Origin of the sequence: uncultured Azonexus sp. (assembly GCF_937982035.1) — a bacterium.
Taxonomy (GTDB): Bacteria; Pseudomonadota; Gammaproteobacteria; order Burkholderiales; family Rhodocyclaceae; genus Azonexus.
This window is the reverse complement of the sequence record NZ_CALJNI010000009.1, coordinates 99,804-124,401: the sequence shown is the minus strand read 5'-3', so window position 1 is coordinate 124,401 and position 24,598 is coordinate 99,804. Positions and strand designations below refer to the sequence as shown.

At 64.1% G+C, this 24,598-nt stretch carries 24 protein-coding genes and 1 tRNA gene; 19 read left to right on the top strand and 6 right to left on the bottom strand.

From position 1 onward, the window contains the following. The first annotated feature begins 7 nt into the window (after window positions 1–7). The 8 genes from ybiB (at window position 8) to Q0799_RS08145 (ending at window position 8,384) form a co-directional block, all read left to right on the top strand. Entirely contained in the window at window positions 8–997 is a 990-nt protein-coding gene (ybiB, locus tag Q0799_RS08180) for a DNA-binding protein YbiB (RefSeq protein ID WP_298396884.1), read from the top strand. 230 nt (window positions 998–1,227) lie between these two features. Beyond that, window positions 1,228–3,672: a nitrite reductase large subunit NirB gene (nirB, locus tag Q0799_RS08175; RefSeq protein ID WP_298396881.1), complete on the top strand. Its 2,445-nt coding sequence runs from the start codon at window positions 1,228–1,230 to the stop codon at window positions 3,670–3,672. A 21-nt stretch (window positions 3,673–3,693) separates the two neighbouring features. Then, window positions 3,694–4,005 carry a nitrite reductase small subunit NirD gene (nirD, locus tag Q0799_RS08170; RefSeq protein ID WP_298396878.1) on the top strand — a complete coding sequence of 104 codons (312 nt, stop codon included), beginning with the start codon at window positions 3,694–3,696 and terminating at the stop codon, window positions 4,003–4,005. A gap of 80 nt (window positions 4,006–4,085) precedes the next feature. Beyond that, window positions 4,086–4,466 carry a CbiX/SirB N-terminal domain-containing protein gene (locus Q0799_RS08165; RefSeq protein ID WP_298396875.1) on the top strand — a complete coding sequence of 127 codons (381 nt, stop codon included), beginning with the start codon at window positions 4,086–4,088 and terminating at the stop codon, window positions 4,464–4,466. Between the two features lie 8 nt (window positions 4,467–4,474). After that, complete coding sequence (locus Q0799_RS08160; protein ID WP_298396872.1) at window positions 4,475–5,050, top strand: ANTAR domain-containing protein; 576 nt, start codon at window positions 4,475–4,477, stop codon at window positions 5,048–5,050. A 379-nt stretch (window positions 5,051–5,429) separates the two neighbouring features. After that, window positions 5,430–6,611: a CmpA/NrtA family ABC transporter substrate-binding protein gene (locus Q0799_RS08155; protein WP_298396869.1), complete on the top strand. Its 1,182-nt coding sequence runs from the start codon at window positions 5,430–5,432 to the stop codon at window positions 6,609–6,611. 19 nt (window positions 6,612–6,630) lie between these two features. Then, entirely contained in the window at window positions 6,631–7,569 is a 939-nt protein-coding gene (gene ntrB, locus Q0799_RS08150) for a nitrate ABC transporter permease (RefSeq protein ID WP_298396866.1), read from the top strand. A 14-nt stretch (window positions 7,570–7,583) separates the two neighbouring features. Continuing rightward, window positions 7,584–8,384 carry an ABC transporter ATP-binding protein gene (locus Q0799_RS08145; RefSeq protein WP_298396863.1) on the top strand — a complete coding sequence of 267 codons (801 nt, stop codon included), beginning with the start codon at window positions 7,584–7,586 and terminating at the stop codon, window positions 8,382–8,384. A gap of 50 nt (window positions 8,385–8,434) precedes the next feature. On the opposite strand, the gene Q0799_RS08140 is transcribed toward Q0799_RS08145, so the two are convergent. The 3 genes from Q0799_RS08140 to Q0799_RS08130 all read right to left on the bottom strand — a co-directional run bounded on the left by Q0799_RS08140 (window position 8,435) and on the right by Q0799_RS08130 (window position 9,695). Beyond that, a complete protein-coding gene (locus Q0799_RS08140; protein ID WP_298396861.1) occupies window positions 8,435–8,695 on the bottom strand; it encodes a hypothetical protein in 261 nt (86 codons plus the stop codon). A gap of 133 nt (window positions 8,696–8,828) precedes the next feature. Next, entirely contained in the window at window positions 8,829–9,596 is a 768-nt protein-coding gene (locus Q0799_RS08135; RefSeq protein WP_298396858.1) for a fused MFS/spermidine synthase, read from the bottom strand. 24 nt (window positions 9,597–9,620) lie between these two features. Then, window positions 9,621–9,695 (bottom strand) — tRNA-Arg (locus tag Q0799_RS08130). Between the two features lie 122 nt (window positions 9,696–9,817). On the opposite strand from Q0799_RS08130, the gene Q0799_RS08125 reads away from it, so the two are divergent. The 4 genes from Q0799_RS08125 (at window position 9,818) to Q0799_RS08110 (ending at window position 15,213) form a co-directional block, all read left to right on the top strand. Continuing rightward, a complete protein-coding gene (locus Q0799_RS08125) occupies window positions 9,818–11,860 on the top strand; it encodes a methyl-accepting chemotaxis protein (RefSeq protein ID WP_298396855.1) in 2,043 nt (680 codons plus the stop codon). Between the two features lie 71 nt (window positions 11,861–11,931). Next, window positions 11,932–13,857 carry an ATP-binding cassette domain-containing protein gene (locus Q0799_RS08120; RefSeq protein WP_298396852.1) on the top strand — a complete coding sequence of 642 codons (1,926 nt, stop codon included), beginning with the start codon at window positions 11,932–11,934 and terminating at the stop codon, window positions 13,855–13,857. Window positions 13,858–13,876: 19 nt separating this feature from the next. Then, window positions 13,877–15,082, top strand: a complete 1,206-nt coding sequence (locus tag Q0799_RS08115; RefSeq protein ID WP_028996237.1) for an MFS transporter — start codon at window positions 13,877–13,879, stop codon at window positions 15,080–15,082. Then, window positions 15,079–15,213: a hypothetical protein gene (locus Q0799_RS08110; protein ID WP_281170412.1), complete on the top strand. Its 135-nt coding sequence runs from the start codon at window positions 15,079–15,081 to the stop codon at window positions 15,211–15,213. The genes Q0799_RS08115 and Q0799_RS08110 overlap by 4 nt, the downstream gene beginning before the upstream one ends. Here Q0799_RS08110 and Q0799_RS08105 read toward each other — a convergent pair. Beyond that, window positions 15,201–16,037, bottom strand: a complete 837-nt coding sequence (locus Q0799_RS08105) for an HDOD domain-containing protein (RefSeq protein WP_028996236.1) — start codon at window positions 16,035–16,037, stop codon at window positions 15,201–15,203. The two genes, Q0799_RS08110 and Q0799_RS08105, sit on opposite strands and share 13 nt — an antisense overlap. Window positions 16,038–16,150: 113 nt before the next feature. On the opposite strand from Q0799_RS08105, the gene Q0799_RS08100 reads away from it, so the two are divergent. Continuing rightward, on the top strand, window positions 16,151–16,792 hold the full coding sequence (locus tag Q0799_RS08100) for an MBL fold metallo-hydrolase (protein ID WP_298396836.1): 642 nt from the start codon (window positions 16,151–16,153) through the stop codon (window positions 16,790–16,792). On the opposite strand, the gene Q0799_RS08095 is transcribed toward Q0799_RS08100, so the two are convergent. Beyond that, on the bottom strand, window positions 16,793–17,953 hold the full coding sequence (locus Q0799_RS08095; protein ID WP_298396833.1) for an EAL and HDOD domain-containing protein: 1,161 nt from the start codon (window positions 17,951–17,953) through the stop codon (window positions 16,793–16,795). 27 nt (window positions 17,954–17,980) lie between these two features. Here Q0799_RS08095 and Q0799_RS08090 point away from each other — a divergent pair, with 27 nt between their 5' ends. From Q0799_RS08090 to bamC, 5 genes are all read left to right on the top strand, one after another. After that, complete coding sequence (locus tag Q0799_RS08090; RefSeq protein WP_298396831.1) at window positions 17,981–18,607, top strand: DNA-3-methyladenine glycosylase; 627 nt, start codon at window positions 17,981–17,983, stop codon at window positions 18,605–18,607. A gap of 59 nt (window positions 18,608–18,666) precedes the next feature. Next, complete coding sequence (locus tag Q0799_RS08085) at window positions 18,667–19,635, top strand: acetyl-CoA carboxylase carboxyltransferase subunit alpha (RefSeq protein WP_298396828.1); 969 nt, start codon at window positions 18,667–18,669, stop codon at window positions 19,633–19,635. After that, window positions 19,604–20,581 carry a tRNA lysidine(34) synthetase TilS gene (gene tilS, locus Q0799_RS08080; protein ID WP_298396825.1) on the top strand — a complete coding sequence of 326 codons (978 nt, stop codon included), beginning with the start codon at window positions 19,604–19,606 and terminating at the stop codon, window positions 20,579–20,581. The genes Q0799_RS08085 and tilS overlap by 32 nt, the downstream gene beginning before the upstream one ends. 77 nt (window positions 20,582–20,658) lie before the next feature. Continuing rightward, entirely contained in the window at window positions 20,659–21,537 is an 879-nt protein-coding gene (gene dapA, locus Q0799_RS08075; protein ID WP_298396822.1) for a 4-hydroxy-tetrahydrodipicolinate synthase, read from the top strand. Window positions 21,538–21,552: 15 nt separating this feature from the next. Beyond that, window positions 21,553–22,686 (top strand): outer membrane protein assembly factor BamC, encoded by a 1,134-nt coding sequence (bamC, locus tag Q0799_RS08070; RefSeq protein ID WP_298396820.1) that lies wholly within the window; start codon window positions 21,553–21,555, stop codon window positions 22,684–22,686. A 98-nt stretch (window positions 22,687–22,784) separates the two neighbouring features. Here bamC and Q0799_RS08065 read toward each other — a convergent pair whose 3' ends face one another. After that, window positions 22,785–23,039, bottom strand: coding sequence for a hypothetical protein (locus tag Q0799_RS08065; protein WP_298396816.1), 255 nt, complete (start codon window positions 23,037–23,039; stop codon window positions 22,785–22,787). A 235-nt stretch (window positions 23,040–23,274) separates the two neighbouring features. Here Q0799_RS08065 and rlmD point away from each other — a divergent pair, with 235 nt between their 5' ends. After that, window positions 23,275–24,573 carry a 23S rRNA (uracil(1939)-C(5))-methyltransferase RlmD gene (gene rlmD / locus Q0799_RS08060; protein ID WP_298396814.1) on the top strand — a complete coding sequence of 433 codons (1,299 nt, stop codon included), beginning with the start codon at window positions 23,275–23,277 and terminating at the stop codon, window positions 24,571–24,573. Window positions 24,574–24,598 lie beyond the last annotated feature (25 nt).

The following is a 24,598-nucleotide window of genomic DNA, read 5'->3' as shown; positions in this document are numbered from 1 at the left end:
GAGACCCGTGAGTTACGCTCAATACATCAAGGAAATCGGACGCGGCGCCCAGGGATCGCGCGATCTCTCGCCGGAAGAGGCACGCCAGGTTTACGCGGCGATGCTCGACGGCGGCGTTCCCGACCTGGAACTCGGAGCGATCCTGATCGCCCTGCGCGTCAAGGGCGAGTCCAGCGACGAGATGCTCGGCTTCCTGACTGCCATCGACGAGCGCATGAATCGCCTCGACATGCCGCACGGCCGGGTCCGTCCGGTGGTCCTGCCCAGCTACAACGGTGCGCGCAAGGAAGCCAATCTGACGCCGCTGCTGGCGCTGCTCTTGCAGCGCTTCGGCGTGCCGGTGCTGGTTCATGGCCTGATCGAAGGCTATGGTCGGGTGACCAGTGCGCAGATCCTGCGCGAGCTCGGCCACATGCCGGTGATGTCGGCGCAACAGGCGCAACAGACGCTCGAAGAAAAGGGCCTGGCTTTCCTGCCGCTGACCGCGCTGGCGCCCGGCTTGCACAACATGCTCTCCCTGCGCGCCCGGATGGGCGTGCGCAACAGTGCGCACAGCCTGGTCAAGCTGCTCAATCCCTTCCGCGGTGAGGCGGTGCTGGTGGCGCCGGCGACGCACCCCGATTTCATCACGCTGATGCGCGACATTCTCGTCGAACGTGGGCAGCGCGGCTTGTTGCTGCGCGGCACCGAAGGCGAGCCGTTTGCCAACCCGAAGCGCCGGCCGCGTCTCGAATATGTCCGTAACGGCAGCGTCGATACCTTGTTCGAAGCCGAGCACGACAGCCTGCGCGGCCTACCCAACCTGCCCGAAGCCTGCGATGCGGTGAGCACCGCGCGGTGGACGCGGCGGGTGCTGGAAAAGCAGGTGCCGCTGCCCAAGCCGATTGCCAACCAACTGGCCTGCCTGCTGTTTGCCAGCGGCTACGTCGACGACCTCAACCAGGCCAAGGCCATCGTCGCGGTCGAGGCGACCGGGCTGTTGATGGGCGGCAACTGAGCGGTGCATGCACTGTGCTGGTCAGATGGGCACGTTAATGGTGCATCGTGCCGCGCGGAATTTCATGTAAGTCCTGATTAATCAATGGTTTGATCCGCTGGCACGCGGATTGCAACAAGCCCGGCAAAGCAGCGAATCCACCGCCAACGGGGGCGGTCCGATGGCAACGACGTCATGCGCTGAAACATCTTTGCACCGCAAGGTGCGCGCAACGTTGGAGCCCCGTCATCATGAGCAAACCCCGTCTGGTACTGATCGGCAACGGCATGGCCGGTGTCCGCACCATTGAAGAACTGCTGAAGATCGCCCCGGATCACTACGAGATCACGATCTTCGGCGCCGAGCCGCATCCCAACTACAACCGCATCCTGCTGTCGCCGGTCCTGGCCGGTGAGATGACGGTGGCGGAAATCGTCCTCAACGAACTCGACTGGTATGCCAGCAACGGCATCACGCTGCACACCGGCAAGCAGGTCGTCGCCATCGACCGCGTCCGCCGCAAAGTCATCGCCGACGACGGCAGCGAAGCGCCCTACGACCGCCTGCTCATCGCTACCGGCTCGACGCCGTTCATGCTGCCGATTCCCGGCAACGACCTGCCCGGCGTCATCGGCTATCGCGACATCAAGGACACCGACGAGATGATCGCCACCGCCAAAGTGCACAAGCACGCGGTCGTCATCGGTGGCGGCCTGCTCGGCCTGGAAGCCGCCAACGGCCTGAAGCTGCGCGGCATGGACGTGACCGTCGTGCATATCGGTCCGTGGCTGCTCGAACGTCAGCTCGACGAGACGGCCGGGCGCATGCTGCAGCAGTCGTTGGAAGACAAGGGCCTGAAATTCCTGCTGCAGAAGCAGACCGAAGCCCTGATCCAGGGCGAGAGCGGCCGCGTCGCCGCGGTGCGCTTCAAGGACGGCATGCAGATTCCCGCCGACCTCGTCGTGATGGCCGCCGGCATCCGCCCGAACTACGCGTTGGCCGAAAAATCGGGCATCTATTGCAACCGTGGCATCGTCGTCAACGACACCATGCAGACCTACGACCCGAAGATCTATGCGGTCGGCGAATGCGTCAGCCATCGCGGCATCGCCTACGGCCTGGTGGCGCCGCTGTTCGAGCAGGCCAAGGTCGCCGCCAACCATCTGGCCGGTTACGGCATCGGTCGCTACACCGGCTCGGTGACCTCGACCAAACTGAAAGTCACCGGCATCGACCTGTTCTCGGCCGGCGACTTCATGGGCGGCAAGGACACCGAGGAAATCGTCCTCAACGACCCGCACGGCGGCGTCTACAAAAAGCTGGTGATCAAGGACAACAAACTGGTCGGTGGCGTCATGTACGGCGACACCGCCGACGGTCCGTGGTACTTCCAGTTGCTCAAGGACGCCCGCGACATCCACGACATCCGCGACTCGCTGATCTTCGGCCAGAGCCTGGTCGGCGACGTCGGCCACGCCGGCAACAGCAAGGCCGCTGCCATGGCCGACAGCGCCGAGGTCTGCGGCTGCAACGGGGTGACCAAGGGAAGCATCGTCAAGGCGATCAAGGAACAGGGGTTGTTCACGCTCGACGAGGTCAAGAAGCACACCAAGGCCGCGTCGTCCTGCGGTTCCTGCGCCGGCCTGGTCGAGCAGATCCTGGCCTCGACCATCGGCGGCGCCTACACGCCGGCCGCCTCGGACAAGAAACCGATCTGCGGCTGTACCGAGCATTCGCACCAGAAGGTGCGCGAAGCCATCCGCAACGAACACCTGACCACCAAGGAAGCCGTGTTCGCCGAACTCGGCTGGACGACGCCGAACGGCTGCGAGAAATGCCGGCCGGCGATCAATTACTACCTGATCTCGACCTGGCCGCACGAAGCCAAGGATGACCCGCAGTCGCGGCTGATCAACGAGCGCTCGCACGCCAACATCCAGAAGGACGGCACCTATTCGGTGGTGCCGCGGATGTGGGGGGGGCTGACGACGCCGGCCGAACTGCGCGCGATTGCCGATGTTGCCGAGAAATACCAGGTGCCGACGGTGAAGGTTACCGGCGGCCAGCGCATCGACCTGCTCGGCATCAAGAAGGAGGACCTACCCGCCGTGTGGGCCGACCTCAACGCTGCCGGCATGGTTTCCGGCCATGCCTACGGCAAGTCGATCCGCACCGTGAAGACCTGCGTCGGCGCCGAACACTGCCGCTTCGGCACGCAACTGGCGATGGACATGGGGGTCAAGCTGGAAAAGATGCTGTTCGACATGTACGCCCCGCACAAGGTCAAGCTGGCCGTCTCCGGCTGCCCGCGCAACTGCGCCGAAGCCGGCATCAAGGACGTCGGCGTGATCGGCGTCGATTCCGGCTACGAGCTTTACGTCGGCGGTAACGGCGGGATCAAGACCGAAGTTGCCCAGTTCCTGTGCAAGGTGAAGTCGGACGAGGAGGTCATGGAGTATTCCGGTGCCTTCCTCGAACTCTACCGCCAGGAAGCCTGGTACCTGGAGCGCACCTGTCATTGGCTGGAACGCGTCGGTCTGGATTACGTCAAGGGCCGCATCGTCGAGGACGAGGACGGCCGGCGCACGCTCTACGCGGGCCTGGTCGCTGCCTTGAAGGACGCCAAGGACCCCTGGTCGACCTCGCGCGAAGCGCAGCCGCTCAAGCAATTCATCCCGATCACGGTCGCTGCCTGACGCACACGAAAGGAACATGAAATGAGCCACTGGAAACTGATCTGCAAACTGGAAGACATCCCGGCACTGGGGTCGCGCATCGTCCGCCCGCCCAAGGGCGGCGACATCGCCATTTTCCGCACCAGCGACGACAAGGTCTTCGCGCTGCACGACAAATGCCCGCACAAGGGCGGACCGCTGTCGCAAGGCCTGGTCCATGGCGAGCGCGTGACCTGTCCGCTGCACGGCTGGAATATCGGCCTGGCCGACGGCCAGGCGGTGGCGCCGGATGTCGGCGGTTGTGACCGTTTCGACGTCAAGGTGGAAAACGGCGAGGTCTGGCTGGCAATCTGATCGCACCAAAGCGGACGGCGGCTGTCAATACGCCTTCCGGCGGACAGCCGCCGTTTTCTATTTGCGCTAAAGTGAAAGCCATGACCACAGCCATCATCCTTTTTGCCCACGGTGCCCGCGATCCGGAATGGGCGGCGCCGATGCGCCGCGTGCAGGCGGCAATCCGTTCTGCCGCGCCGGCGATGCCGGTCGAACTGGCCTTTCTCGAATTCATGACCCCGGACCTGCCGACCTGTGCGGCCGAGGCCATTGCTGGCGGCGCCCGCAAGGTGGTGGTGCTGCCGATGTTCATTGCCCAGGGTGGGCATCTCAAACGCGAAGTCCCGGAAATGCTGGCCGCCATGCAGGCGCGTTGGCCGACGGTCGAGTTCGTGCTCGACCGCGCCATCGGCGAGGAGGAAAGTGTCGTCCGGGCGATGGCCGAGGCCGCGCTCCGCAAAGCTGGCGCAGCGCTTGCTTGATTCCGGGCATGTTAAGCGTACTGGTCATCGATGAATCCCGTAGCCGGGCGGCGGAAATCTGCGCCGGGCTGGCGCTCGCCGGTTATCAGGTGGCGGCCATTCTGGCCGATTCGGCCAACCTGACGGCCGAGGTCGAGAAGCTGCAGCCGGATGTGATCCTGATCGACACCGAAAGTCCCAGCCGCGATACGCTCGAGAACCTCGCCGTGGTGCATAAGAACATGCCGCGCCCGGTCGTCATCTTTACCCAGGAAGACGGTCAGGGCGCGATCCGCGATGCCGTCAAGGCCGGGGTTTCGGCCTATATCGTCGATGGTCTGGACCCGAAGCGGATCAAGCCGATTGTCGATGTCGCCCGCGTCCGCTTCGAGGATACGCAGGCGATGCGCCGCGAGCTCGACGAGATTTCGCGCAAGCTGTCCGACCGCAAGCTGGTCGACAAGGCCAAGGGCATCCTGATGAAGGCCCGTGACCTCGACGAGGAGGCCGCCTATCACGCCATGCGCAAGCTGGCGATGGAGCGCGGCCAGAGCATGGCCAAGGTGGCCAAGGACGTCATCGACATGGCGCGCGTTCTGCTCTGATCCCGCCTCTTTTTGTGCAGCTTGGTCGGGTGTTGCACTGCAACAGTGCATGCGGTTTTTTCGGCGTATTCCCGGTTTTCTTCTGTTTCTCCATTTTATTCAATGGCTTGCGGGTTTTCTTCGGACCTGGCACGGCCGTTGCGTTAAGGATGGCATAGCACGGTCAAAGGCGGCCGGGCACGAACCGGGTGTTCCGGTTCCAGGACAATGGCGTCCATCCTCGCTGCCCCGTGCAGCAAGGATGCGACGCCTTTTTTATTTTTAGCCATCTGGAGTCAACGCAATGGAAGATAAAAAGCCGGCTGCCGCAGCCCAAGAATCCTCTCCTGTCTCGACCAAGCGTCGCGATTTCGTCACTGCCGCCCTGGGAGCATCCCTCATGTCCATGGTTCCCCCCGGCGTCCGTAGCGCAGCCTGGGCTGCCGGTTCGGATGCCCCCGAAAAGAAGGAAATCCGCATTGGCTTCATCCCGCTGACCGATTGCGCCTCGGTGGTCATGGCTGCGGTCAACAAGTTCGACGAGAAGTACGGCATCAAGATCATTCCGACCAAGGAGGCCTCCTGGGCCGGCGTCCGCGACAAGCTGGTCAACGGCGAACTGGACATGGCGCACGTGCTCTACGGCCTGATCTACGGCGTCCATCTGGGCATCGGTGGGCCGAAGAAAGACATGGCCAACCTGATGACGCTGAACAACAACGGCCAGGCGCTGACCCTGTCCAAGGCGCTGGCCGACAAGGGCGCGACCGATGTTGCCAGCCTGGCCGCCCTGATGAAGAGGGAACCGCGCGAATACACCTTCGCCCAGACCTTCCCGACCGGCACTCACGCCATGTGGCTGTACTACTGGCTGGCTTCCGGCGGCATCAACCCGATGAAAGATGCCAAGGCCATCGTCGTCCCGCCGCCGCAGATGGTCGCCAACATGCGCGTCGGCAACATGGACGGCTTCTGCGTCGGCGAACCGTGGAACCACCGCGCGATCATGGACGGTATCGGCATCACCGCGGCGACCACCCAGGATGTGTGGAAGGATCACCCGGAAAAAATCCTCGGCTGCACCGCCGAATTCGTCCAGAAGAACCCGAACACCTGTCGCGCCGTGATCATGGCCATTCTTGAAGCCAGCCGCTGGATCGATGCCAGCATCAGCAACAAGATGAAGATGGCCGAAGTCATCGCCCAGCGCGCCTATGTGAATACCAGTGTCGATGCGATCAACCAGCGCATCCTCGGCCGCTACCAGAACGGCCTGGGCAAGACCTGGGACGATCCCAATCACATGAAGTTCTTCAACGACGGCGCGGTGAACTATCCCTACCTGTCCGACGGCATGTGGTTCCTGACCCAGCACAAGCGCTGGGGTCTGCTCAAGGATCACCCGGATTACCTCGGCGTGGCCAAGAAGATCAACCAGATCGAGCTTTACGCCCAGGCGGCTTCCAAGCTGGGCGTCAGCGTGCCGAAGAGCCCGCTGCGTTCGTCCAAGCTGATCGACGGCGTGGTCTGGGACGGTTCGAACCCGGCCAAGTACGCCGACGGTTTCAAGGTCAAGGCCTGAGTGAGCGAAGGAGATCGGGATGAGTACCACCCTGACGATGCGCGGTGAATTTGCCGGCGAACTGCCGGCCAAGCCCGAAACAGAGACGGTGCCGGTCAAACCGGCCAAGGAAAAGACGATGGAAACACACGCCAATCCTGCAACCCAGGCGGCCGCGGTCGCTACTGCCAACCCACTCGGCGAGATGCTGTCGAATGCCATGCGGGCGGTCTTGCCGCCGGTGCTCGGGGTCTTGCTGCTGGTCGGCATCTGGTACGTGGCAACGCTCAAGGGCGGTTCCATCCCCGGACCGGTCGTCGTCTGGCAGGCCGCGGCGGAACTTTTCGCCGATCCCTTCTACAACAACGGTCCGAACGACCAGGGCATCGGCTGGAATGTGCTTGCCTCGCTCGAACGCGTCGGTCTCGGCTTCGGCCTGGCGGCGCTGGTCGGCATCCCGCTGGGCTTCATGCTCGGCCGCTTCGCCTTCCTGTCGGCGATGATCAATCCGATCATCAGCCTGCTGCGTCCGGTGTCGCCGCTGGCCTGGCTGCCGATCGGTCTGCTGGTGTTCCAGAAGGCCGATCCGGCGGCGACCTGGACCATCTTCATCTGCTCGATCTGGCCGATGATCATGAATACCGCCCAGGGCGTGCAGCGCGTGCCGCAGGATTACCTGAACGTCGCCCGCGTGCTCGATCTGTCGGAATGGAAGGTGGTCACCAAGATCCTGTTCCCGGCCGTGCTGCCCTACATGCTCACCGGTATCCGGCTGTCGATCGGCACCGCCTGGCTGGTCATCGTTGCCGCAGAAATGCTCACCGGCGGCGTCGGCATCGGCTTCTGGGTGTGGGACGAGTGGAACAACCTCAAGGTCGAACACATCATCATCGCCATCTTCATCATCGGCATCGTCGGCCTGATCCTCGAACAGGCGCTGATCCTGCTGGCCAAGAAGCTGACCAAAGAATCGTCCTGAGCGGAGTCAAGATCATGGAAAAATTCGTACAAATCGAAAACGTCGGTCAGACCTTCGACACCAAGAAGGGCAAGTTCGTCGCCCTGCGCGACATCCACCTGACCCTCAAGCAAGGCGAGTTCGTCGCGCTGATCGGCCACTCCGGGTGCGGTAAATCGACCCTGCTCAACCTGATTGCCGGCCTGACCAAGCCGACCACCGGCGTGCTGCTCTGCGACGGGCGGGAAATCGCTGGTCCCGGCCCGGAACGGGCGGTGGTCTTCCAGAACCACAGCCTGCTGCCCTGGCTGACCTGCTTCGAGAACATCTACCTGGCCGTTGAACGCGTGTTCAGCCAGAAGGAGGGCAAGGCCAAGCTCAAGGCTCGCACCCAGGCGGCGATCGAACTGGTCGGGCTGGCCCATGCTGCGCACAAGTACCCGCATGAAATCTCGGGCGGCATGAAGCAGCGCGTCGGTATCGCCCGGGCGCTGTCGATGGAGCCGAAGGTGCTGCTCATGGACGAGCCTTTCGGCGCCCTCGATGCGCTGACCCGGGCCAAGCTGCAGGACGAGTTGATGAAGATCTGCGAGAAGACGCAGGCGACCGTGGTCATGGTCACGCACGATGTCGACGAGGCGGTACTGCTCTCCGACCGCATCGTGATGATGACCAACGGCCCGGCGGCGACCATCGGCGAGATTCTGGAAGTCAATCTGCCGCGCCCGCGTGCCCGTCTGGAACTGGCGCACGACCCGGCCTACATCGATTGCCGTGCTGCCGTGCTCGAGTTCCTCTACGAGAAGCAGGCACACGTCGAGAAGCAGGCCGCCTGATCAGCCTGGCTTCCCGATGGCGGCCCGCGGCGCAAGCCGGCGGGCCGTTTTCAATGGCGCGTCGGCAGGGGATGCGTTCGTTGCAGGTGCTCGTAGGTCTGCATCAGGTCGAGCACGCGCTGGTTCTGCCCGGCCTCGAGCGCGTGCTGCATGTTCTCGATGATCATCGCGTGCAACTGGCAGACCCCTTCCGGGCTGCACACCAGCACTTCGCTGAGTTCGGCGGCAATGGCCATCGGCAGGTGTTCGTGTTCGGCGATGGCTTCGATCTCACCACGGTCGAGATCGCAATAGTCGATCAAATCTTGCATGGACAGCATAGGGACTCCTCTGGTGTCGTTTTGGCATCAGTCGGTTTGTCTTTGTTCTGTCCGCCTTGTCGTTGTTATCGGTGGAGGATTACTTCATTTATAGCACGGCCGGCCGTAAAAACAAGGCTGGGCCTCAGAAGACGAGCGGCGCCTCGTTGCTGATGCCGGCTTCCTGCAGGCGGCTGACGGTGGGCTGCAGCTTGAGTTTGGTCCGCTGCCGCAGGGCTTCGGCGCGGCTTTCCAGCACCTCCAGGCCGACCTCGACCGGCTGGTTGCCCCGGCCAAAAACGATGGTGTTGCCGCTGGGGCTGGACGGGAAAACGTGACAGTGACCGAGAAAAGCTTCCGCGATGCGTTCGACGCTGCGTTTGAAGCCCTTCTCGCGTAGCAGGTTGACGCAGAACAGGCCGCTGTCGCTCAGCCGGGCCTGCGCCGACTGGTAGAAGGCCGGCGTGTCGAGCATGCCGGGGCGACCACCGGCGTCGAAGCCGTCGGACAGGATCAGGTCGAAGCTGCGTTTGCCCTGCTGCAGGTAATCGGCGCCGCAGCCAATCTGCACGTCGAGGCGCAGCGGGTCGTCGGGCAGCTTGAAGTACTGGCGGGCGACGAACTCGACCTGCGGGTTGATCTCGACCACGGTGATCCGGCAATCCGGGTAGTGCCGGTACAGGAACTTGGCCAGCGAACCCGCCCCGAGCCCGATCAGCAGCGCACTGCGCGGCCAGCGCCCGGGCGGGCGCAGCAACAAGCCCGCCATCATTTCCCGGGTGTAGTCGAGTTCCAGCGACCAGGGGCGGGCGATGCGCATCGCACCCTGTACCCAGTCCGAGCCAAAATGCAGGTAGCGGACGCCGTCTTCCTCGCTGATGTCGATGGCGTGGCGGGGGGCTGAGCGCGGCATGCGGGATTCCGTGGGTGGTTGGCGTGGCGTCCCCGAGAGGAATCGAACCTCTAATTGAGTCTTAGGAGGACCCGGTTATATCCATTTAACTACGGGGACGCTGAGGCGGCGGGATTCTACCCGCTTCACTCCGGCGCAGGGAGTGCCGGGGCGAATTGTACCGGCTGCCGGAGCCATGTGATAGATTGGCCGCCAGAATATAAAAACTGAGGAGGCATATGATGTTTGGGAAATTTGCGTATCGGCCGATCGCGCAGCAGTTGATCGTGGCCATCCTGGCAGCACTGGTCGTTGTTTTCGCGCTGATGACGCTGATCGTCCAGAAGCGCGCCGACGGGGCGGCATTGAGCGTTGCCGAACACAATCTGACGCATGAGGCAAAATTGATGTCGGGCATGCTCGACGCCCTGTTCGATGCCGTGCGTGAGCGCGGCACCCGGCAGTCCGATTTCTTCCAGCGTTTCCTTAACGGCAAGCTCGAGCCGGGCGAGGGCATGGTGCGTACCGGTGACGTCGACCTGCCGGTGATGCGCCTCGGGGGCGAGGTACTGAACGCCAATGATCGCGTACTGGTTGCCTTCCGCAACCTGACCGGCGACGATGCCGCCTTGCTGGTGCTGCATTCGGGCAAGGTCTACCGCCTGTCCACCTTGCTGCGCAACAAGGAAGGCAAGGCCATGCACGGCGTACCGTTGCCCGAGACCGATCCGGTTGCCCGTTCGCTGATGGCCGACAAGGATTACCAGGGGCTGGCAATCCGCGGCGGCAAATATTACTTCAGCACCGTCCGCCTGCTGCGTGATGGCAATGGCAAGGCCTGGGGCGCCTATTCGGTCCGTATCTCTCTGGAAGAAGAACTGAAGCGTATCCGGGCGCAATTCGGCAGCCTGGTGGCTGGCAAGACCGGCTATGTGTACATCGTTCGTCCGGCGGATACCAAGGGCGATGGGGAATTCGTGCTGCATCCGCGTTATCAGGAGAAGCTGATCTCCGAAACCGACCTGTCGGCTGAGGTCAAGCAATCGGTCCTCGATCTGCTGGAGAAGAAGAACGGCACTTATCGTTATCCGATGCCGGATGAAAGCGGCGCCGAGCGCGAGAAGATCGTTGTCGCCTCAACCTCGGAGGCCTGGGGATGGACGGTGGCGACCGGCAGCTGGCTGGACGAGTACCTGGAGGAAAGCCAGGCCCTGCGCAACCTGCTGATCATCGTCAGTCTGGTTGCCGCCGTGGTGCTGGCGCTGGTGGTGCTGGTGCTGGTCAATTCGCGCCTGCGCGGCCTGTCGCAGCTGGTTGCCGAAGTTTCCCGCGTCAGTGCCGGCGATTTGCGGGCGACGGTGCAGGAGGCCAATCCGGAAAGTCGCAACGAGGTGCATGTCATTGCCCACGCCTTCAATCAGATGGCCGGCAGCATGCGCAAGCTGGTCAGTGGCGCGTCGCAGACCTCCGGGCAGGTCGGCGCAGCGGCCAACGAGTTGCAGGGCGCGGCGCAACGTGCGCTGGAAAGCGCCAGCCAGGCTTCGCAGTCGGCCTCCGGCATTGCCGCGTCGGTCGAGGAACTGTCGGTCAGTATTTCGCAGGTGGCCGACAATGCCCGCCAGGCCGCGCAGATTTCCGAAGCGGCCAAGGAAGTGACCGCCAATGGCCGCCAGGTGGTCCAGCGGACCATGCAGGAACTGGAGCGGGTGGCCGACGATATCGGTGAATCGGCCCGCCTGATCGAGTCGCTGGGCGAGCGTTCGAAACAGATTTCCAGCGTGGTCGGCGTGATCCGCGAAATTGCCGAGCAGACCAACCTGCTGGCGCTCAACGCCGCCATCGAGGCGGCGCGGGCCGGCGAGCAGGGACGCGGCTTCGCCGTGGTGGCGGACGAAGTGCGCAAGCTGGCCGAACGTACCGCCCTGTCGACCCAGGAAATCTCGACCACGGTGTCGGCCATCCTGCAGGAAACCGACAATGCCGTCGGGCGCATGCAGTCGGTCAGCAGCAACATGACCGGCAGCGTCGAACTGGCGCGCGAAGCCGGCGAATCGCTGACCACCATCGACGAGCGCGCCGAGCAGACGGTCAGCGTGATCATGCATATCGCCGACGGAACCCGGGAGCAGAGCGCCGCCAGCCAGGAAATCGCGCGTCTGGTCGAGCATATCGCCCAGGCCGCCGAAGGCACCAACGAGCGCGCGCTCGGCAACCGTCAGCGGGCGCAGGAGCTGGAGCGCCTGGCCGCCGAATTGCAGGCACAACTTTCCCGTTTCACCACCTGAACGATTAGAATCGGGATCTCCCAATTTCCCAGTGCACGGCGCCTCGCGGGGCGCCGTTTTCATTGCCGACGATGCCCTATCTGAAACTTTCCGATGCCTGTCTCGCCTACGGCCATGTGCCGCTCCTGGATCATGCCGAGTTCCAGCTCGATCCGGGCGAGCGCGTCGCCCTGATCGGCCGCAACGGCACCGGAAAATCGTCGCTGCTGGCGGCGATGGCCGCCGGTTCCGGCAAGGGGCGGCTGGACGACGGCGAGGTCTGGGTGCAGCCGGGTATCCGCGTTGGTTACGTGCCACAGGAGCCGCCGTTCGATCCGGAACACTCGGTGTTCGAAGCCGTGATTTCCGGCATGGGCGAGACCTCGACCCTGCTCTCCGAGTATCACGAGGTATCGCACCGCCTCGGCGAAGGGCAGGGCGATCACGACGCCCTGCTGGCGCGCATGGATACGCTGCAGCACGAACTCGAGGCGCGCGGCGCCTGGGCCTACGAGGCGCAGGCGGAAAAGGTCATCGCCCGTTTCGGGCTCGATCCGGAAGCGCAGGTCGGCAGCCTGTCCGGCGGTCAGAAGAAGCGCCTGGCGCTGGCCCAGGCCCTGGCCGTTGCGCCGGAGGTGCTGCTCCTCGATGAGCCGACCAACCACCTCGACATCGCCGCCATCGAATGGCTGGAGACGCTGTTGATCGAATCGGGCGTGACCCTGCTCTTCATCACCCACGACCGTTCCTTCCTCGATCGGGTCAGCACCCGCATCGTCGAGCTCGACCGCGGCCAGCTGGCCAGTTTTCCCGGTAACTTCACGCAGTACCAGCAGCGCAAGGAAGCGATGCTGCACGAGGAGGCGCTGGCCAACGCGCGCGCCGACAAGCTGCTCAAGGAAGAGGAAGTGTGGATCCGCAAGGGCGTCGAGGCGCGGCGCACGCGTGCGGTGTTCCGCGTCCAGCGCCTTGACCGCCTGCGCGCCGAACGCCAGGCGCGGCGCGAGCGCATGGGCAAGGTTAACCTGCAGCTCGAAGTCGGCGACAAGAGCGGCAAGCTGGTCGCCGAACTCGATCATGTCGTCAAATCCTACGGACAGCGGCCCATCGTCGCCGATTTCTCGGCGCGCATCCAGCGCGGTGACAAGATCGGTCTGATCGGTCCCAATGGTGCCGGCAAGACGACGCTGTTACGGCTGATTCTCGGCGAACTGCAGCCGGACGCCGGCAGCGTGCGCCAGGGGACGAAGATGGAAATCGCCTACTTCGACCAGTTCCGCACCCAGCTCAATCCGGATTCGACGCTGGCCGATGTCATCTCGCCGGGCTCCGACTGGGTCGAGATCGGCGGCGCCCGCAAGCACGTGATCGGCTATCTGGAAGATTTCCTGTTCGCACCGGAACGCGCCCGTTCGCCGGTCAGCTCCCTCTCCGGCGGCGAACGCAACCGGCTGCTGCTGGCCCGGCTGTTCGCCAAGCCGGCCAACGTGCTGGTTCTCGACGAGCCGACCAACGACCTCGATATCGACACTCTGGAACTGCTCGAACAACTGCTCCAGGACTACGACGGCACGCTCTTCCTGGTCAGCCACGACCGGACCTTCCTCGACAACGTCGTCACCCAGACCATCGCCGCCGAAGGCAACGGGCGCTGGAAGGAATACGCCGGCGGCTACAGCGACTGGGCCAACTACCAGGCGAGCCAGCCCAAGGTCGTCGTCGACAAGCCGAAGAGCGAAGCCAAGCCGGCCGCGAAGCCCGCCGAAACGGCGAAGGCCAAAGCCGACAAGCTGAGCTGGAAGGAACAGCGCGAGCTGGAGGCGCTGCCGGAAAAGATCGCCGCGCTGGAAGCCGAACAGGCGAAGCTGACCGCATTGCTCGAAGACCCAGGCCTCTACCAGCGCGACGCGCTGGGCGCGCAGAAGGCGTCCGAGCGGCTGGCGGCGATCGACGACGAGTCGCTGGCGCTGCTCGAGCGCTGGGAAAATCTGGAAGCCCGTGTCGGGAACCCTAACTGAAACGGCGGATCGAAGACCGATGACCCTGACCAAACCCACTTGGCGCACCCCGCTGATCATCCTGATCGCCGGCTGCGTGATCCTCACCCTGTCGATGGGCGTGCGCCACACCGCCGGCCTGTTCCTGCAACCGATGACGCTGGACCACGGCTGGAGCCGGGAGACCTTCTCCTTTGCCATTGCCCTGCAGAACCTGATCTGGGGCCTGGCTTCGCCGTTTGCCGGGGCGCTGGCCGACCGCCATGGCGCCGGGCGCACCGTGGTCGGTGCCGCCGTGCTTTATGTGCTCGGCCTGGTGCTGATGTCGCAGGCCGCCTCGCCGCTGACCTTCGACCTGACGGCCGGCGTGCTGATCGGTCTTGGGCTGTCGGGGACGACTTTCGCAGTGATCATGGGCGTTATCGGCCGGCACACGACGCCCGAGAAACGCAGCCTGGCGCTTGGCATCGCCAGCGCCGGCGGCTCCTTCGGCCAGTTTGCCGTGCTCCCTATCGGTCAGGCGCTGATCACCGCCTACGGCTGGCAGAGCGCGCTGGTCCTGCTCGCTTGCGGGGTCGGCCTGATCGCCCCGCTGGCCTATGCCATGGCCGACGGCCACAAGCCGGCCGCCGGCGGTGGCCAGTCGATTGCCCAGGCGCTGCGCGAGGCCGGTGGCCAGAAGAGCTTCCACTACCTGTTCTGGGGCTATTTCGTTTGTGGCTTCCAGACGGCCTTCATCATGCTCCACCTGCCGTCCTTCCTGGTCGATGGCGGCCTGACCGCCAATGTCGGCATGACCGCGGTGGCGCTGATCGGCCTGTTCAACATCTTCGGTTCCTTCCTGTTCGGCTGGGCCGGCGGCTGCGGCAGCAAGAAGAACCTGCTGGTGCTGATCTATGCGGCGCGGGCGGTGGCCATCCTGATCTTCATGATGCTGCCGCTGACCACGGTCAGTGCCTGGGTGTTCGCGGCGGTGATGGGCATCCTCTGGCTGGGCACGGTGCCGCTGACCAACGGCCTGGTGGCGCAGATATTCGGCCTGCGCTACATGTCGATGCTGACCGGCATCGTCTTCCTCGGCCACCAGCTCGGCAGCTTCCTCGGCGCCTGGCTGGGCGGGCGCATCTTCGACCAGACCGGTTCCTACGAACTGGCGTGGATCATCGCCATCGTGCTGTCGGTGCTGGCGGCGCTGTGCTCCTGGCCGATCAATGAGAAGCCGCTGCTGCGGCCGGCGACCGCATGAAACCGCAATGGCGCTGGTTCCTGGCCGGGGTCGGGCTGGCCCTGGCCGGCGTGTTGCTGGCCCTCATCTTCATGGCCTACCAGATGCCGGAACTGCTGCTCGACTGGACCAATCTGAACTATTGCGGTTGATCGTCGTCCGGGACGCCAAGGTGCCGGCGAACTGCGTCCGGGGTCAGGTGCAGTAGTTCGCCGATGTCGCGGTAGTCGTCCGGCAGGGCCGGGTCGTCCCAGCCATGCGCCGAATGGCGGGCCAGGCGGACGGCCAGCGAAACGTTGCGTACGCGGACCTGATCCTGATGCTGGTCGTCGATCAAGAGGGACAGCAGGTCGGGCAGGTGCCAGACCTTGCACAGCGCGACCTGGATGTCCTGATAGGTCAGCCCCAGCACCTGATACTGGGCTTCGGCGCTGCGCATCGTCGGCTGTGCCTGTTGCCGGGCCTGGATGTCCAGCGCCAGGCTGGGGGCGAAACACCACACCAGGATTTCCGCCAGATCGTGCAGCAGCGCGGCGATGCGGATTTCCTCGAGATTCATGTCCTGGCGCCGGATCGCCCAGTCCTGCGCATAGTCGGCAGCGCGCTGGGCGCGCCGGATGACGTGAAGGACGCCGAGCAGCGCGTGCGGGTCGTGCGCCTTGAGCGCGTCTTCGATGCTCGGCAGGTTATCGAAACGACGGAAGAAGGGCAGCAGTCCGGACATCATCACGGCGCCGGCAATGGTCGTGATGTCGTGCTGCAGCGAGCGGCCGCGGAACGGCTGGATATAGGCCAGCACGCGCACGGTCATGATCGGGTCGCGCAGGATCAGGTGAGCCAGTTCGCGGGCATCGAGATCGTCGAGGTCTTCGCGCATTTCGCCCAGCCGTCTTTTGGTCGCGCGCAGCACGGGCAGGCTGTTGTTGCTGAACAGCAGAACCCAGGCGTCCCGGTCGGGTAAAGGGTGGTCAATCATGCGCTCGATGTCCGCGAAAGACTGTATGGCCCGGAGTGTAAGTGGCGGCATCGCGGCGGGCAAGCGATACCCCATGCAATAATGCAGCCCTTGATCAATTCCGGATGTCCGCCATGCGTTACCAGATCGTTCCCGTTACGCCCTTCGAACAGAATTGCACCATTTTCTGGTGCGAAAACACCCGGCAGGCGGTGGTGATCGACCCCGGCGGCGATATTGAACGCATCCTGCGGGCGCTGGAAGCCGAGCAACTGACGCTGGCGAAAATCCTCGTGACCCACGGCCATATCGATCATGCCGGTGCAGTTGCCGCGCTGGCCGAACGCTGTGGCGTGACGATCGAAGGACCGCACGCGGAAGACGCGTTCTGGATCGAGGGCATGGCCCAGCAGAGCCGGATGTTCGGTTTTCCGGAGGCGGCTGCCTTTACGCCGGATCGCTGGCTCAACGATGGCGACAAGGTCAGCTTCGGCGACATCGAACTCGACGTGCTGCACTGCCCCGGACATACGCCGGGCCACGTCGTCTTCTTCCACGCGCCGAGCAAGCTGGCCCAGGTTGGCGACGTGCTGTTCCAGGGCTCGATCGGTCGTACCGATTTCCCGCGCGGCGACCACGACACGTTGATCGCCTCGATCAAGAACAAGCTGTTCGCGCTGGGCGACGATGTCGATTTCATCCCCGGCCACGGGCCGATGTCGACGCTCGGCGAGGAGCGTCGCTACAACCCCTTCCTCAGCGGCCGTTTCGGCTGATCAGGCGGCCGTGTGAATGCGGCCGGCCCAACTCAATGCCTGCATCTGGGCATCGACGAAACGGGCCGGGTCTATTCCCAGTTCCGCGAGCAGTCTGCTTGCCTCCGGCAGGTTGCGGCGGTCGGCGGCCTCCAGTGCCAGCAGCAGTTTGCCGGCGGTGCCGCCGTGGTGCGCCAGCGCCTCGTTGACCGTGCCCGCCAGCGGCAGTTGCTGCAGGATTTCCGCCATCGGCATGTTGAGCAACACGTCCAGCAGCGAAAAGCTGCCGATCATGAAAGCGCCGTCGGCCAGGTTGGGCAGGTCGGGCGCAGGGCTCAGTTCCACTGACAGCAATTCCATCAGCCGGCCGCGAATCGCAGCCTTGTAGAGCAGGGGGTTGGGGTGATGATCGTTTTCCGGGTCGGCGTAGATCAGCAGTTGCAGCCAGCGTTCCAGTTGCCGGCGGCCGAGCAGGTTGATGGCCTGGGCAAAGCTGGTGATCGGCGTGCGCGGGGCGATGGCGGCCGAATTGACCAGGCGCAGCAGGCTGTAAGAAAGCTTGGTTTCCTGGCGGAAAATCTGATCGAGTTCTGCCGTGTCGGCGTCCTGAGCGATCAGGGCGAGCAGCTGCAGCATCTTCTGGCGCGTCGTGTCGGCTTTTTTGCCCGGTGCGGCGCGAGTCATCAGGTATTCGCCGGTGCACAGGGTGCAGGCGTGGCCATGTGCCCAGTCGCGGTCACTGTGATTCTGCACGCCGGTGGCGACGATCGTCGTTCTTGCCGAGAGGCCCTGCAAGGTAAAGGGCGGCAGGGTCCTGGCCTGGCTGGTGGTGATCAGCAGATGTTCCCAGGCGCCGCTGGCCGGAAGTTTGCCGTTGGCGGCCAGTGCCAGTGCCAGCTTGCGCTTCGACTGGCGCAGGGTGCTTTCCAGTGGGTCGGGCTGGGCCGAAGGGCAGGTGTGAAACGTGGCGATCAGGCGTGCCGGGCTGCCGCCGTCCAGCGGCGCCGCCGGCAGGAACCAGGGGTGCCGGTGGTCGAAAGCATCGAGCAGCGGGTGCCGGACGATGTATTCTGTGGCCTGAGGATTTTCAGAACCGTTGGCGGACAGTTCGACGAGGTAGCCACCGCAGGCATCGACCGGGTCGAGTAGGGGGTGGATGAAGGTGTGGACCTGGGATGTCATGTTCTGCCGTTGCAGGAGTTTTGCGGGATGGTAGCAAATTCGCCGGCGTATTGGGGGGAGGCTTCGCGCGCACTGGCGGCGGACGATGCCGTGATGGCCGGGCTGGTCGCCCGCCACGGCGAGGCGTCGCTGGTTTCCCGGGGCGACCCCTTTGCCACGCTGGCCCGTTCCATCGTCGGTCAGCAGATTTCAGTGAAGGCCGCCGACAGTGTCTGGGCGCGCTTTGTCGAGCGTTTGGGGCCAGTTGCTCCGGAACAGGTGCTGCGCTTGGGCGCCACGGGGCTGGTGGGTTGCGGCCTGTCGCAGCGCAAGATCGAGTACCTGTGCGATCTGGCGGCGCACTTCGCCGATGGCCGGCTCGATCCGGTCGGCTGGGCGGACCGGGACGATGCCGAATTGATCGCCGAATTGTGCCGGGTGCGCGGGATAGGGCGATGGACGGCGGAAATGTTCCTGATTTTCAACCTGATGCGCCCCGATGTCTTTCCACTTGACGACATCGGCCTGCAACGGGCGGTCGGCGCACACTACCTGAGCGGCGAAAAGCCCTCGCGACAGGTGTTGGCGGATTTTGGCGAACGCTGGCGGCCGTGGCGTTCGGTGGCGACCTGGTATCTCTGGCGCAGCCTCGATCCGGTGCCAGTTGAGTACTGATCGATTGACCGTCTGCCCTTTGGGGTAAAATGCGCGCCAACTTCAGAACCGAGCAGTCCATGAAAACTAGTTTTCTCGATTTCGAGCAATCCATCGCTGACCTCGAAGCCAAGATCGAACAGCTCCGCTTCGTCCAGGACGACAGTGCCGTCGATATCTCCGAGGAGATCGGGCGGCTGGAGAAAAAGAGCGCCCAACTGACCAAGGACATCTACGCCAAGCTCACGCCCTGGCAGATTTCCCAGGTGGCCCGCCATCCGCAGCGGCCGTATACGCTCGACTACATTCAGCACATCTTCACCGATTTCGAGGAGTTGCACGGCGATCGCGCCTTTGCCGACGACCATGCGATCGTCGGCGGCCTGGCCCGTTTCAACGGTCAGGCGGTGGTCGTCATCGGCCACCAGAAAGGTCGCGATACCAAGGAAAAGATTTACCGCAACTTTGGCATGCCGCGTCCGGAAGGCTATCGCAAGGCCCTGCGCCTGATGAAGCTGGCCGAGAAATTCGGCCTGCCGGTGATGACCTTTGTCGACACGCCCGGCGCCTATCCCGGCATCGGCGCCGAGGAGCGCGGCCAGTCCGAAGCCATCGGCCGCAATCTTTACGTGATGGCCGAACTGAAGGTGCCGGTGATCGTCACCATCATCGGTGAAGGCGGTTCCGGCGGTGCGCTGGCCATCGCTGTCGGCGATACCGTGCAGATGCTGCAATATTCGACCTATTCGGTGATCTCGCCGGAAGGCTGTGCCTCGATCCTGTGGAAGAGTGCCGACCGCGCGCCGGATGCCGCCGAGACCATGGGGATCACGGCCCAGCGCCTGAAAACCCTGGGGCTGATCGACCGCATCGTCAACGAACCGGCCGGCGGCGCCCATCGCGACCATGTCGCCATGGCGGCCAATCTCAAGAAGGCACTGCAGGAATCCCTCAAGCAGTTGTCGGCCCTGCCGGTCGACGAGTTGCTGGCCCAGCGCTACGAGCGTTTGATGAGCTATGGGCGGTTCAAGGAACAAGCCGTTTCCTGACCTGGCTGCCCGGGTCGGCGCCTTTGTCGCCGACCGCTGCGTCGGCGATGCGCCGATCTGCGTCGGCTTGTCCGGCGGCTGCGATTCGGTGCTGCTGCTCGCGCTACTCGGTCGTCTGGGCTGGCCGGCGGGCCTCTCCGCGATCCATGTGCACCACGGACTGTCGCCGCATGCCGACGCGTGGGCGCAATTCTGTCATGACTATTGCCGACAGCTGGGCATCCCGTTGACGGTTGTCCGGGTTTCCGTCGACCGCAGCAGCGGTTGCGGTGTCGAAGCGGCCGCTCGCGATGCCCGTTATGCGGCATTTGCCGCGCATCTGCCGGCCGCTTGCAACCTGTTGCTGGCCCAGCACCGCGGCGATCAGGCCGAGACCGTGCTGTTCAATCTGCTGCGCGGCAGCGGCGTTGCCGGCGCAGCCGGCATGCGCGAGCAACGGGCCTGGCAGGGGCGGCGCATCCTGCGCCCCTTGCTTGGTGTGCCCCGGGCCGAGATCGAAGCCTGTGCCCGGGAACTCGGTCTGCATTGGGTCGAGGACGAAAGCAATGCCGATACCGGGTTTTCGCGCAATTTCCTGCGCCATCGGGTGCTGCCCGAGATCGCCTGCCGTTTTCCCGGCGCCGAGGCCGCGCTGGCGCGGGCCGCCGACAATTTCCGCGAGGCGGCGGACCTGCTCGATGAACTGGCGGCGGCCGACTGGCAGGCGGTGGCGGTTGGTGATCATGCCTGCCTGGCGGGCTTGCGTACCCTGACGATGGCGCGCCTGAAGAACCTGCTGCGCTGGCGCCTGCAGATGCTGGGCTGGCAAGTGCCGGTGGCCGACCGGCTGACCGAGTTTGCCCGCCAACTGCTCAGTGCCGCGCCCGACCGGCATCCGGAACTGTCCCTGCCGGCGGGACGGATGCGCTTGTCGCGCGGGCGGCTGGCCTGGTTGCCGAAGGAATAACAATTGGTTACCGAGCGCCTTTCCCCTGTCGGAAGGCTTCAGTTACAATCACCGGATTAATTTCACGCATACAGGCCATGATTACCGGATCCCTTGTCGCCATCGTTACGCCCATGCACGAGGATGGCAGCCTCGATTTGAATTCCCTGCGCAATCTGGTCGACTTCCACGTCAAGGAAGGCACCGATGCCATCGTTGTTGTCGGTACGACCGGCGAGTCGCCGACGGTCAATGTCGAGGAACACTGCGAATTGATCAAGCTCACCGTCGACCACGCGGCCGGCAGGATTCCGGTGATCGCCGGGACCGGCGCCAACTCGACGGCGGAAGCCATCGAGCTGACCCGTTTTGCCAAGGAAGCCGGTGCCGACATGGCACTGTCGGTCGTGCCCTACTACAACAAGCCGACCCAGGAAGGCCTGTACCGCCACTTCAAGGCCATTGCCGAAGCCGTCGAACTGCCGGTGCTGCTGTACAACGTGCCGGGGCGCACCGTTGCCGACATGAGCAACGACACCATCCTGCGCCTCGCCGAAGTGCCCGGCATCGTCGGCGTCAAGGACGCCACCGGCAACATGGACCGTGCCTACGACCTGATCCAGCGCGCGCCCAAGGGCTTCGCGCTGTACAGCGGCGATGATCCGACCTGCGTGCTGTCGATCATGATGGGTTTCCACGGCAATATCTCGGTGACGGCCAACGTCGCTCCCCGCCTGATGCATGAAATGTGCGTCGCTGCGGCGGCCGGCGATGTCGCCAAGGCCAAGGACATTCATTTCCGTCTGCTCGGTCTGCACCGCGATCTGTTCTGCGAGGCCAACCCGATTCCGGTCAAGTGGGCGGTCAGCCGCATGGGCCTGATGCCGGCAGGTATCCGTCTGCCGCTGACCCCGCTGTCCGAAGCCAATCAGGCTCGCGTACTGGCCGCGATGCGCCAGGCTGGCATCAATGCCTGACGGAGTATGAAAAAGATGAATCGTCGGATTTCCGGTTTTACCCTGAGCATCATCGCCGTTGCTGTCGCCGGTTGCAGCATGCTGCCCGATTCGCGCAAGATCGATTACAAGTCCGCCGGCAAGGTGCCGACGCTGGAGGTGCCGCCGGACCTGTCGCAGATCAGTCGCGATGATCGCTATCTCGTGCCCGACGATGCCGGTCGCGGCTCGGCAACCTTCTCCGCTTATGCAGCCGAGCGTCAGCCTGGCGCCCAGGCAGGGCAGACCTTCGTCCTGCCCGATGTGGAAAAGGTCAGGGTCGAGCGTTCCGGCAGCCAGCGCTGGCTGGTCGCCGCCGTGCCCGCCGATGTCTTGTGGGACACGATCAAGGATTTCTGGCAGGAAACCGGCTTCATCGTCAATATCGAGCGTCCGGAAGCCGGCGTGATGGAAACCGACTGGGCGGAGAACCGGGCCAAGATTCCGTCGGACATCATCCGCAATACGCTTGGTCGCCTGATCGATTCCCTGTATTCCACGGGCGAGCGGGACAAGTTCCGTACCCGTCTGGAGCCGGGCAGCACGCCGGGAACCACCGAAATCTACATCAGCCACCGGGCGATGGAGGAGGTTTATACCTCGTCGGCCAAGGATGAGACCCGCTGGCAGCCGCGTGCGCCCGATCCCGAGCTTGAGGCGGAGATGCTGCGTCGTCTGATGGTCCGTCTGGGGGCCGAGGAAAAGCGTGCGGAAGTCGCGCTGGCAACGCCGAAGGCCGAGCCCAGGGCGCGTCTGGCCAGCGCCGAGGACGGTAGCGGCAAGCTGGAAGTCTTCGACCGCTTCGACCGTGCTTGGCGTCGCGTCGGTCTGGCGCTGGACCGGGTCGGTTTCACGGTCGAGGACCGCGATCGCGCCGGCGGCCTGTATTTCGTCCGCTATGTCGATCCCGAGATCGACAACGCCAGCAAGAAACCCGAAGGCGCGCTGTCGAAGCTGGCGTTCTGGCGCGGCTCGGAGAAGTCCGCGATGTCCCGCGAGCAGTATCGCATCCACGTCAGCAACAGCGGCGGCAGCAGTTCCACGGTGCAGGTGTTGACCAGCGAGGGCGGTGTCGATCGCTCCGAGACCGCGCGCCGGATTCTCGGCCTGCTGCAGCAGCAACTGCAGTAATTTCCTGCAGGGCACCGGTGGCTTCGGCCATCGGTGTTTTTGCAACGGAAATGAAAAACGGGGCCGAAGCCCCGTTTTTCATTGGTGCTGGAAAAGAATTACTTCTTTTCTTCAGCGGCCGGGGCAGCAGCCGGAGCGGCAGCAGCGTCAGCCGGGGCAGCAGCCGGAGCGGCAGCAGCGTCAGCCGGAGCAGCAGCCGGAGCGGCAGCAGCGTCAGCCGGAGCAGCAGCCGGAGCGGCCGGAGCAGCTTGTTCCTGGACCGGAGCCGGAGCGGCAACAACCGGCTCTTCCTTCTTACCGCAAGCGGTCAGGCCGAGGGCGATCAGGGCAGCAACGAGGAGGGACTTGTTCATGAGATTTCCTTATCGACAAGAAACAAAAATTCGAGATATATATCAGGTCGGCTTCAACCGATCCGCACAAAATTATAGCGCAAAAAAATTGCTGCGACGCAGCGCAATACGCGATTGTCACGTTGGAAACGTTATTTACACAAAATTTCACGATTGCTGCAGTGCGCTGGCCGGTGCTTGAGCATGGCGCCGGCAATATGCGGTTGATAGAATCCGCCATTTAACGGGAGTGGGCATGCCTGTCGGCAAAGTCGAATCGCTGGATCACGAAGCGCGCGGCATCGTTCGCGAGGACGGCAAGGCCATTTTTGTCGATGGTGCGTTGCCGGGAGAAACGGTCGAATACGCCAGCTTCCGGCGCAAGCCAAAATATGAACTGGCCCATCTGGTAAGGGTGCAGAAGGCATCGGTCGCCCGGGTCGAACCGGCGTGTCCGCATTTTGGCATCTGCGGCGGTTGCGCCATGCAGCACATGGAGCCGTCGGCACAGATTGCCGCCAAGCAGCGCGTGCTTGAGGACAGTCTGTGGCACATCGGTCGCGTCCGTGCCGAAACCATCCTGCCGCCCATCCACGGTGCGCCCTGGGGCTATCGTCATCGGGCGCGCCTGGGCGTGCGCAAGGTCGAATCGCGCGGCGGCATGCTGATCGGCTTCCATGAGTGGCGCAGCAGCTATATTGCGGACATCCGCAGCTGCCTGGTGCTGCCTCCCCACGTTTCCGACTTGCTGATGCCCCTGCGTGAGCTGATCGGCGGCCTCAGTGTCGCCGACCGCCTGCCGCAGATCGAGGTTGCCGTCGGCGAGCACTGCACGGCCCTGGTCTTCCGTATCCTGCAGCCGCTGACTGCGGGTGACGAGAAATCGGTTCGGGCCTTTGCCGATCATCACGGCGTGGTGATCTACCTCCAGCCGGCCGGTCCGGACAGTGCCCGGCGCTTCCATCCGCTGCCCGGGCCGCGCCTGTCCTACACGCTGCCCGAGTTCGATCTCGAACTGGATTTCCGGCCGACCGATTTCACCCAGGTCAACCATGCGGTGAATCGTGTCATGGTCCGCCGCGCTTTACGCTTGCTCGATCCGCAGCCGGGCGAGCGGATTGCCGACATGTTCTGCGGCCTGGGCAATTTCACGTTGCCGATTGCGCGCAGCGGTGCCTTGGTCGTCGGTGTCGAAGGCAGTCCGGCACTGGTTGCGCGCGGTCGCGAGGCGGCGGTGGCGAACGGTCTCGGTGAGCGGGTCGAGTTCGGCGTCGCCAACCTGTTCGATTGCACCGAGCAATCGCTGGCCAAACTCGGTCGCTTCGACAAGATGCTGATCGACCCGCCGCGCGAAGGCGCCGTCGAGCTGTGCAAGGCGCTCGGCGACGATGCGCCGCGCCGTCTGGTTTACGTTTCCTGCAACCCGGCCACACTGGCTCGCGACGCCGGTGTGCTGGCCTCGATCAAAGGCTACCGCCTGGCTGCCGCCGGTATCGTCAACATGTTCCCGCATACCGCCCACGTCGAATCGATCGCACTTTTCGAGCGGGCATGAAAAAGGGCGGCCGTGGCCGCCCTTT

Coding starts and splice junctions, on each gene's coding strand:
- tilS (WP_298396825.1), top strand. CDS start 19,604: ATGGGCGGTTCAAGGAACAAGCCGTTTCCTGACCTGGCTGCCCGGGTC.
- nirD (WP_298396878.1), top strand. CDS start 3,694: ATGAGCCACTGGAAACTGATCTGCAAACTGGAAGACATCCCGGCACTG.
- Q0799_RS08090 (WP_298396831.1), top strand. CDS start 17,981: ATGGTAGCAAATTCGCCGGCGTATTGGGGGGAGGCTTCGCGCGCACTG.
- Q0799_RS08110 (WP_281170412.1), top strand. CDS start 15,079: ATGAAACCGCAATGGCGCTGGTTCCTGGCCGGGGTCGGGCTGGCCCTG.
- Q0799_RS08160 (WP_298396872.1), top strand. CDS start 4,475: ATGTTAAGCGTACTGGTCATCGATGAATCCCGTAGCCGGGCGGCGGAA.
- rlmD (WP_298396814.1), top strand. CDS start 23,275: ATGCCTGTCGGCAAAGTCGAATCGCTGGATCACGAAGCGCGCGGCATC.
- Q0799_RS08140 (WP_298396861.1), bottom strand. CDS start 8,695: ATGCAAGATTTGATCGACTATTGCGATCTCGACCGTGGTGAGATCGAA.
- Q0799_RS08125 (WP_298396855.1), top strand. CDS start 9,818: ATGTTTGGGAAATTTGCGTATCGGCCGATCGCGCAGCAGTTGATCGTG.
- bamC (WP_298396820.1), top strand. CDS start 21,553: ATGAATCGTCGGATTTCCGGTTTTACCCTGAGCATCATCGCCGTTGCT.
- Q0799_RS08165 (WP_298396875.1), top strand. CDS start 4,086: ATGACCACAGCCATCATCCTTTTTGCCCACGGTGCCCGCGATCCGGAA.
- Q0799_RS08115 (WP_028996237.1), top strand. CDS start 13,877: ATGACCCTGACCAAACCCACTTGGCGCACCCCGCTGATCATCCTGATC.
- nirB (WP_298396881.1), top strand. CDS start 1,228: ATGAGCAAACCCCGTCTGGTACTGATCGGCAACGGCATGGCCGGTGTC.
- Q0799_RS08105 (WP_028996236.1), bottom strand. CDS start 16,037: ATGATTGACCACCCTTTACCCGACCGGGACGCCTGGGTTCTGCTGTTC.
- Q0799_RS08085 (WP_298396828.1), top strand. CDS start 18,667: ATGAAAACTAGTTTTCTCGATTTCGAGCAATCCATCGCTGACCTCGAA.
- Q0799_RS08135 (WP_298396858.1), bottom strand. CDS start 9,596: ATGCCGCGCTCAGCCCCCCGCCACGCCATCGACATCAGCGAGGAAGAC.
- Q0799_RS08065 (WP_298396816.1), bottom strand. CDS start 23,039: ATGAACAAGTCCCTCCTCGTTGCTGCCCTGATCGCCCTCGGCCTGACC.
- Q0799_RS08100 (WP_298396836.1), top strand. CDS start 16,151: ATGCGTTACCAGATCGTTCCCGTTACGCCCTTCGAACAGAATTGCACC.
- Q0799_RS08120 (WP_298396852.1), top strand. CDS start 11,932: ATGCCCTATCTGAAACTTTCCGATGCCTGTCTCGCCTACGGCCATGTG.
- Q0799_RS08155 (WP_298396869.1), top strand. CDS start 5,430: ATGTCCATGGTTCCCCCCGGCGTCCGTAGCGCAGCCTGGGCTGCCGGT.
- ntrB (WP_298396866.1), top strand. CDS start 6,631: ATGAGTACCACCCTGACGATGCGCGGTGAATTTGCCGGCGAACTGCCG.
- Q0799_RS08095 (WP_298396833.1), bottom strand. CDS start 17,953: ATGACATCCCAGGTCCACACCTTCATCCACCCCCTACTCGACCCGGTC.
- Q0799_RS08145 (WP_298396863.1), top strand. CDS start 7,584: ATGGAAAAATTCGTACAAATCGAAAACGTCGGTCAGACCTTCGACACC.
- dapA (WP_298396822.1), top strand. CDS start 20,659: ATGATTACCGGATCCCTTGTCGCCATCGTTACGCCCATGCACGAGGAT.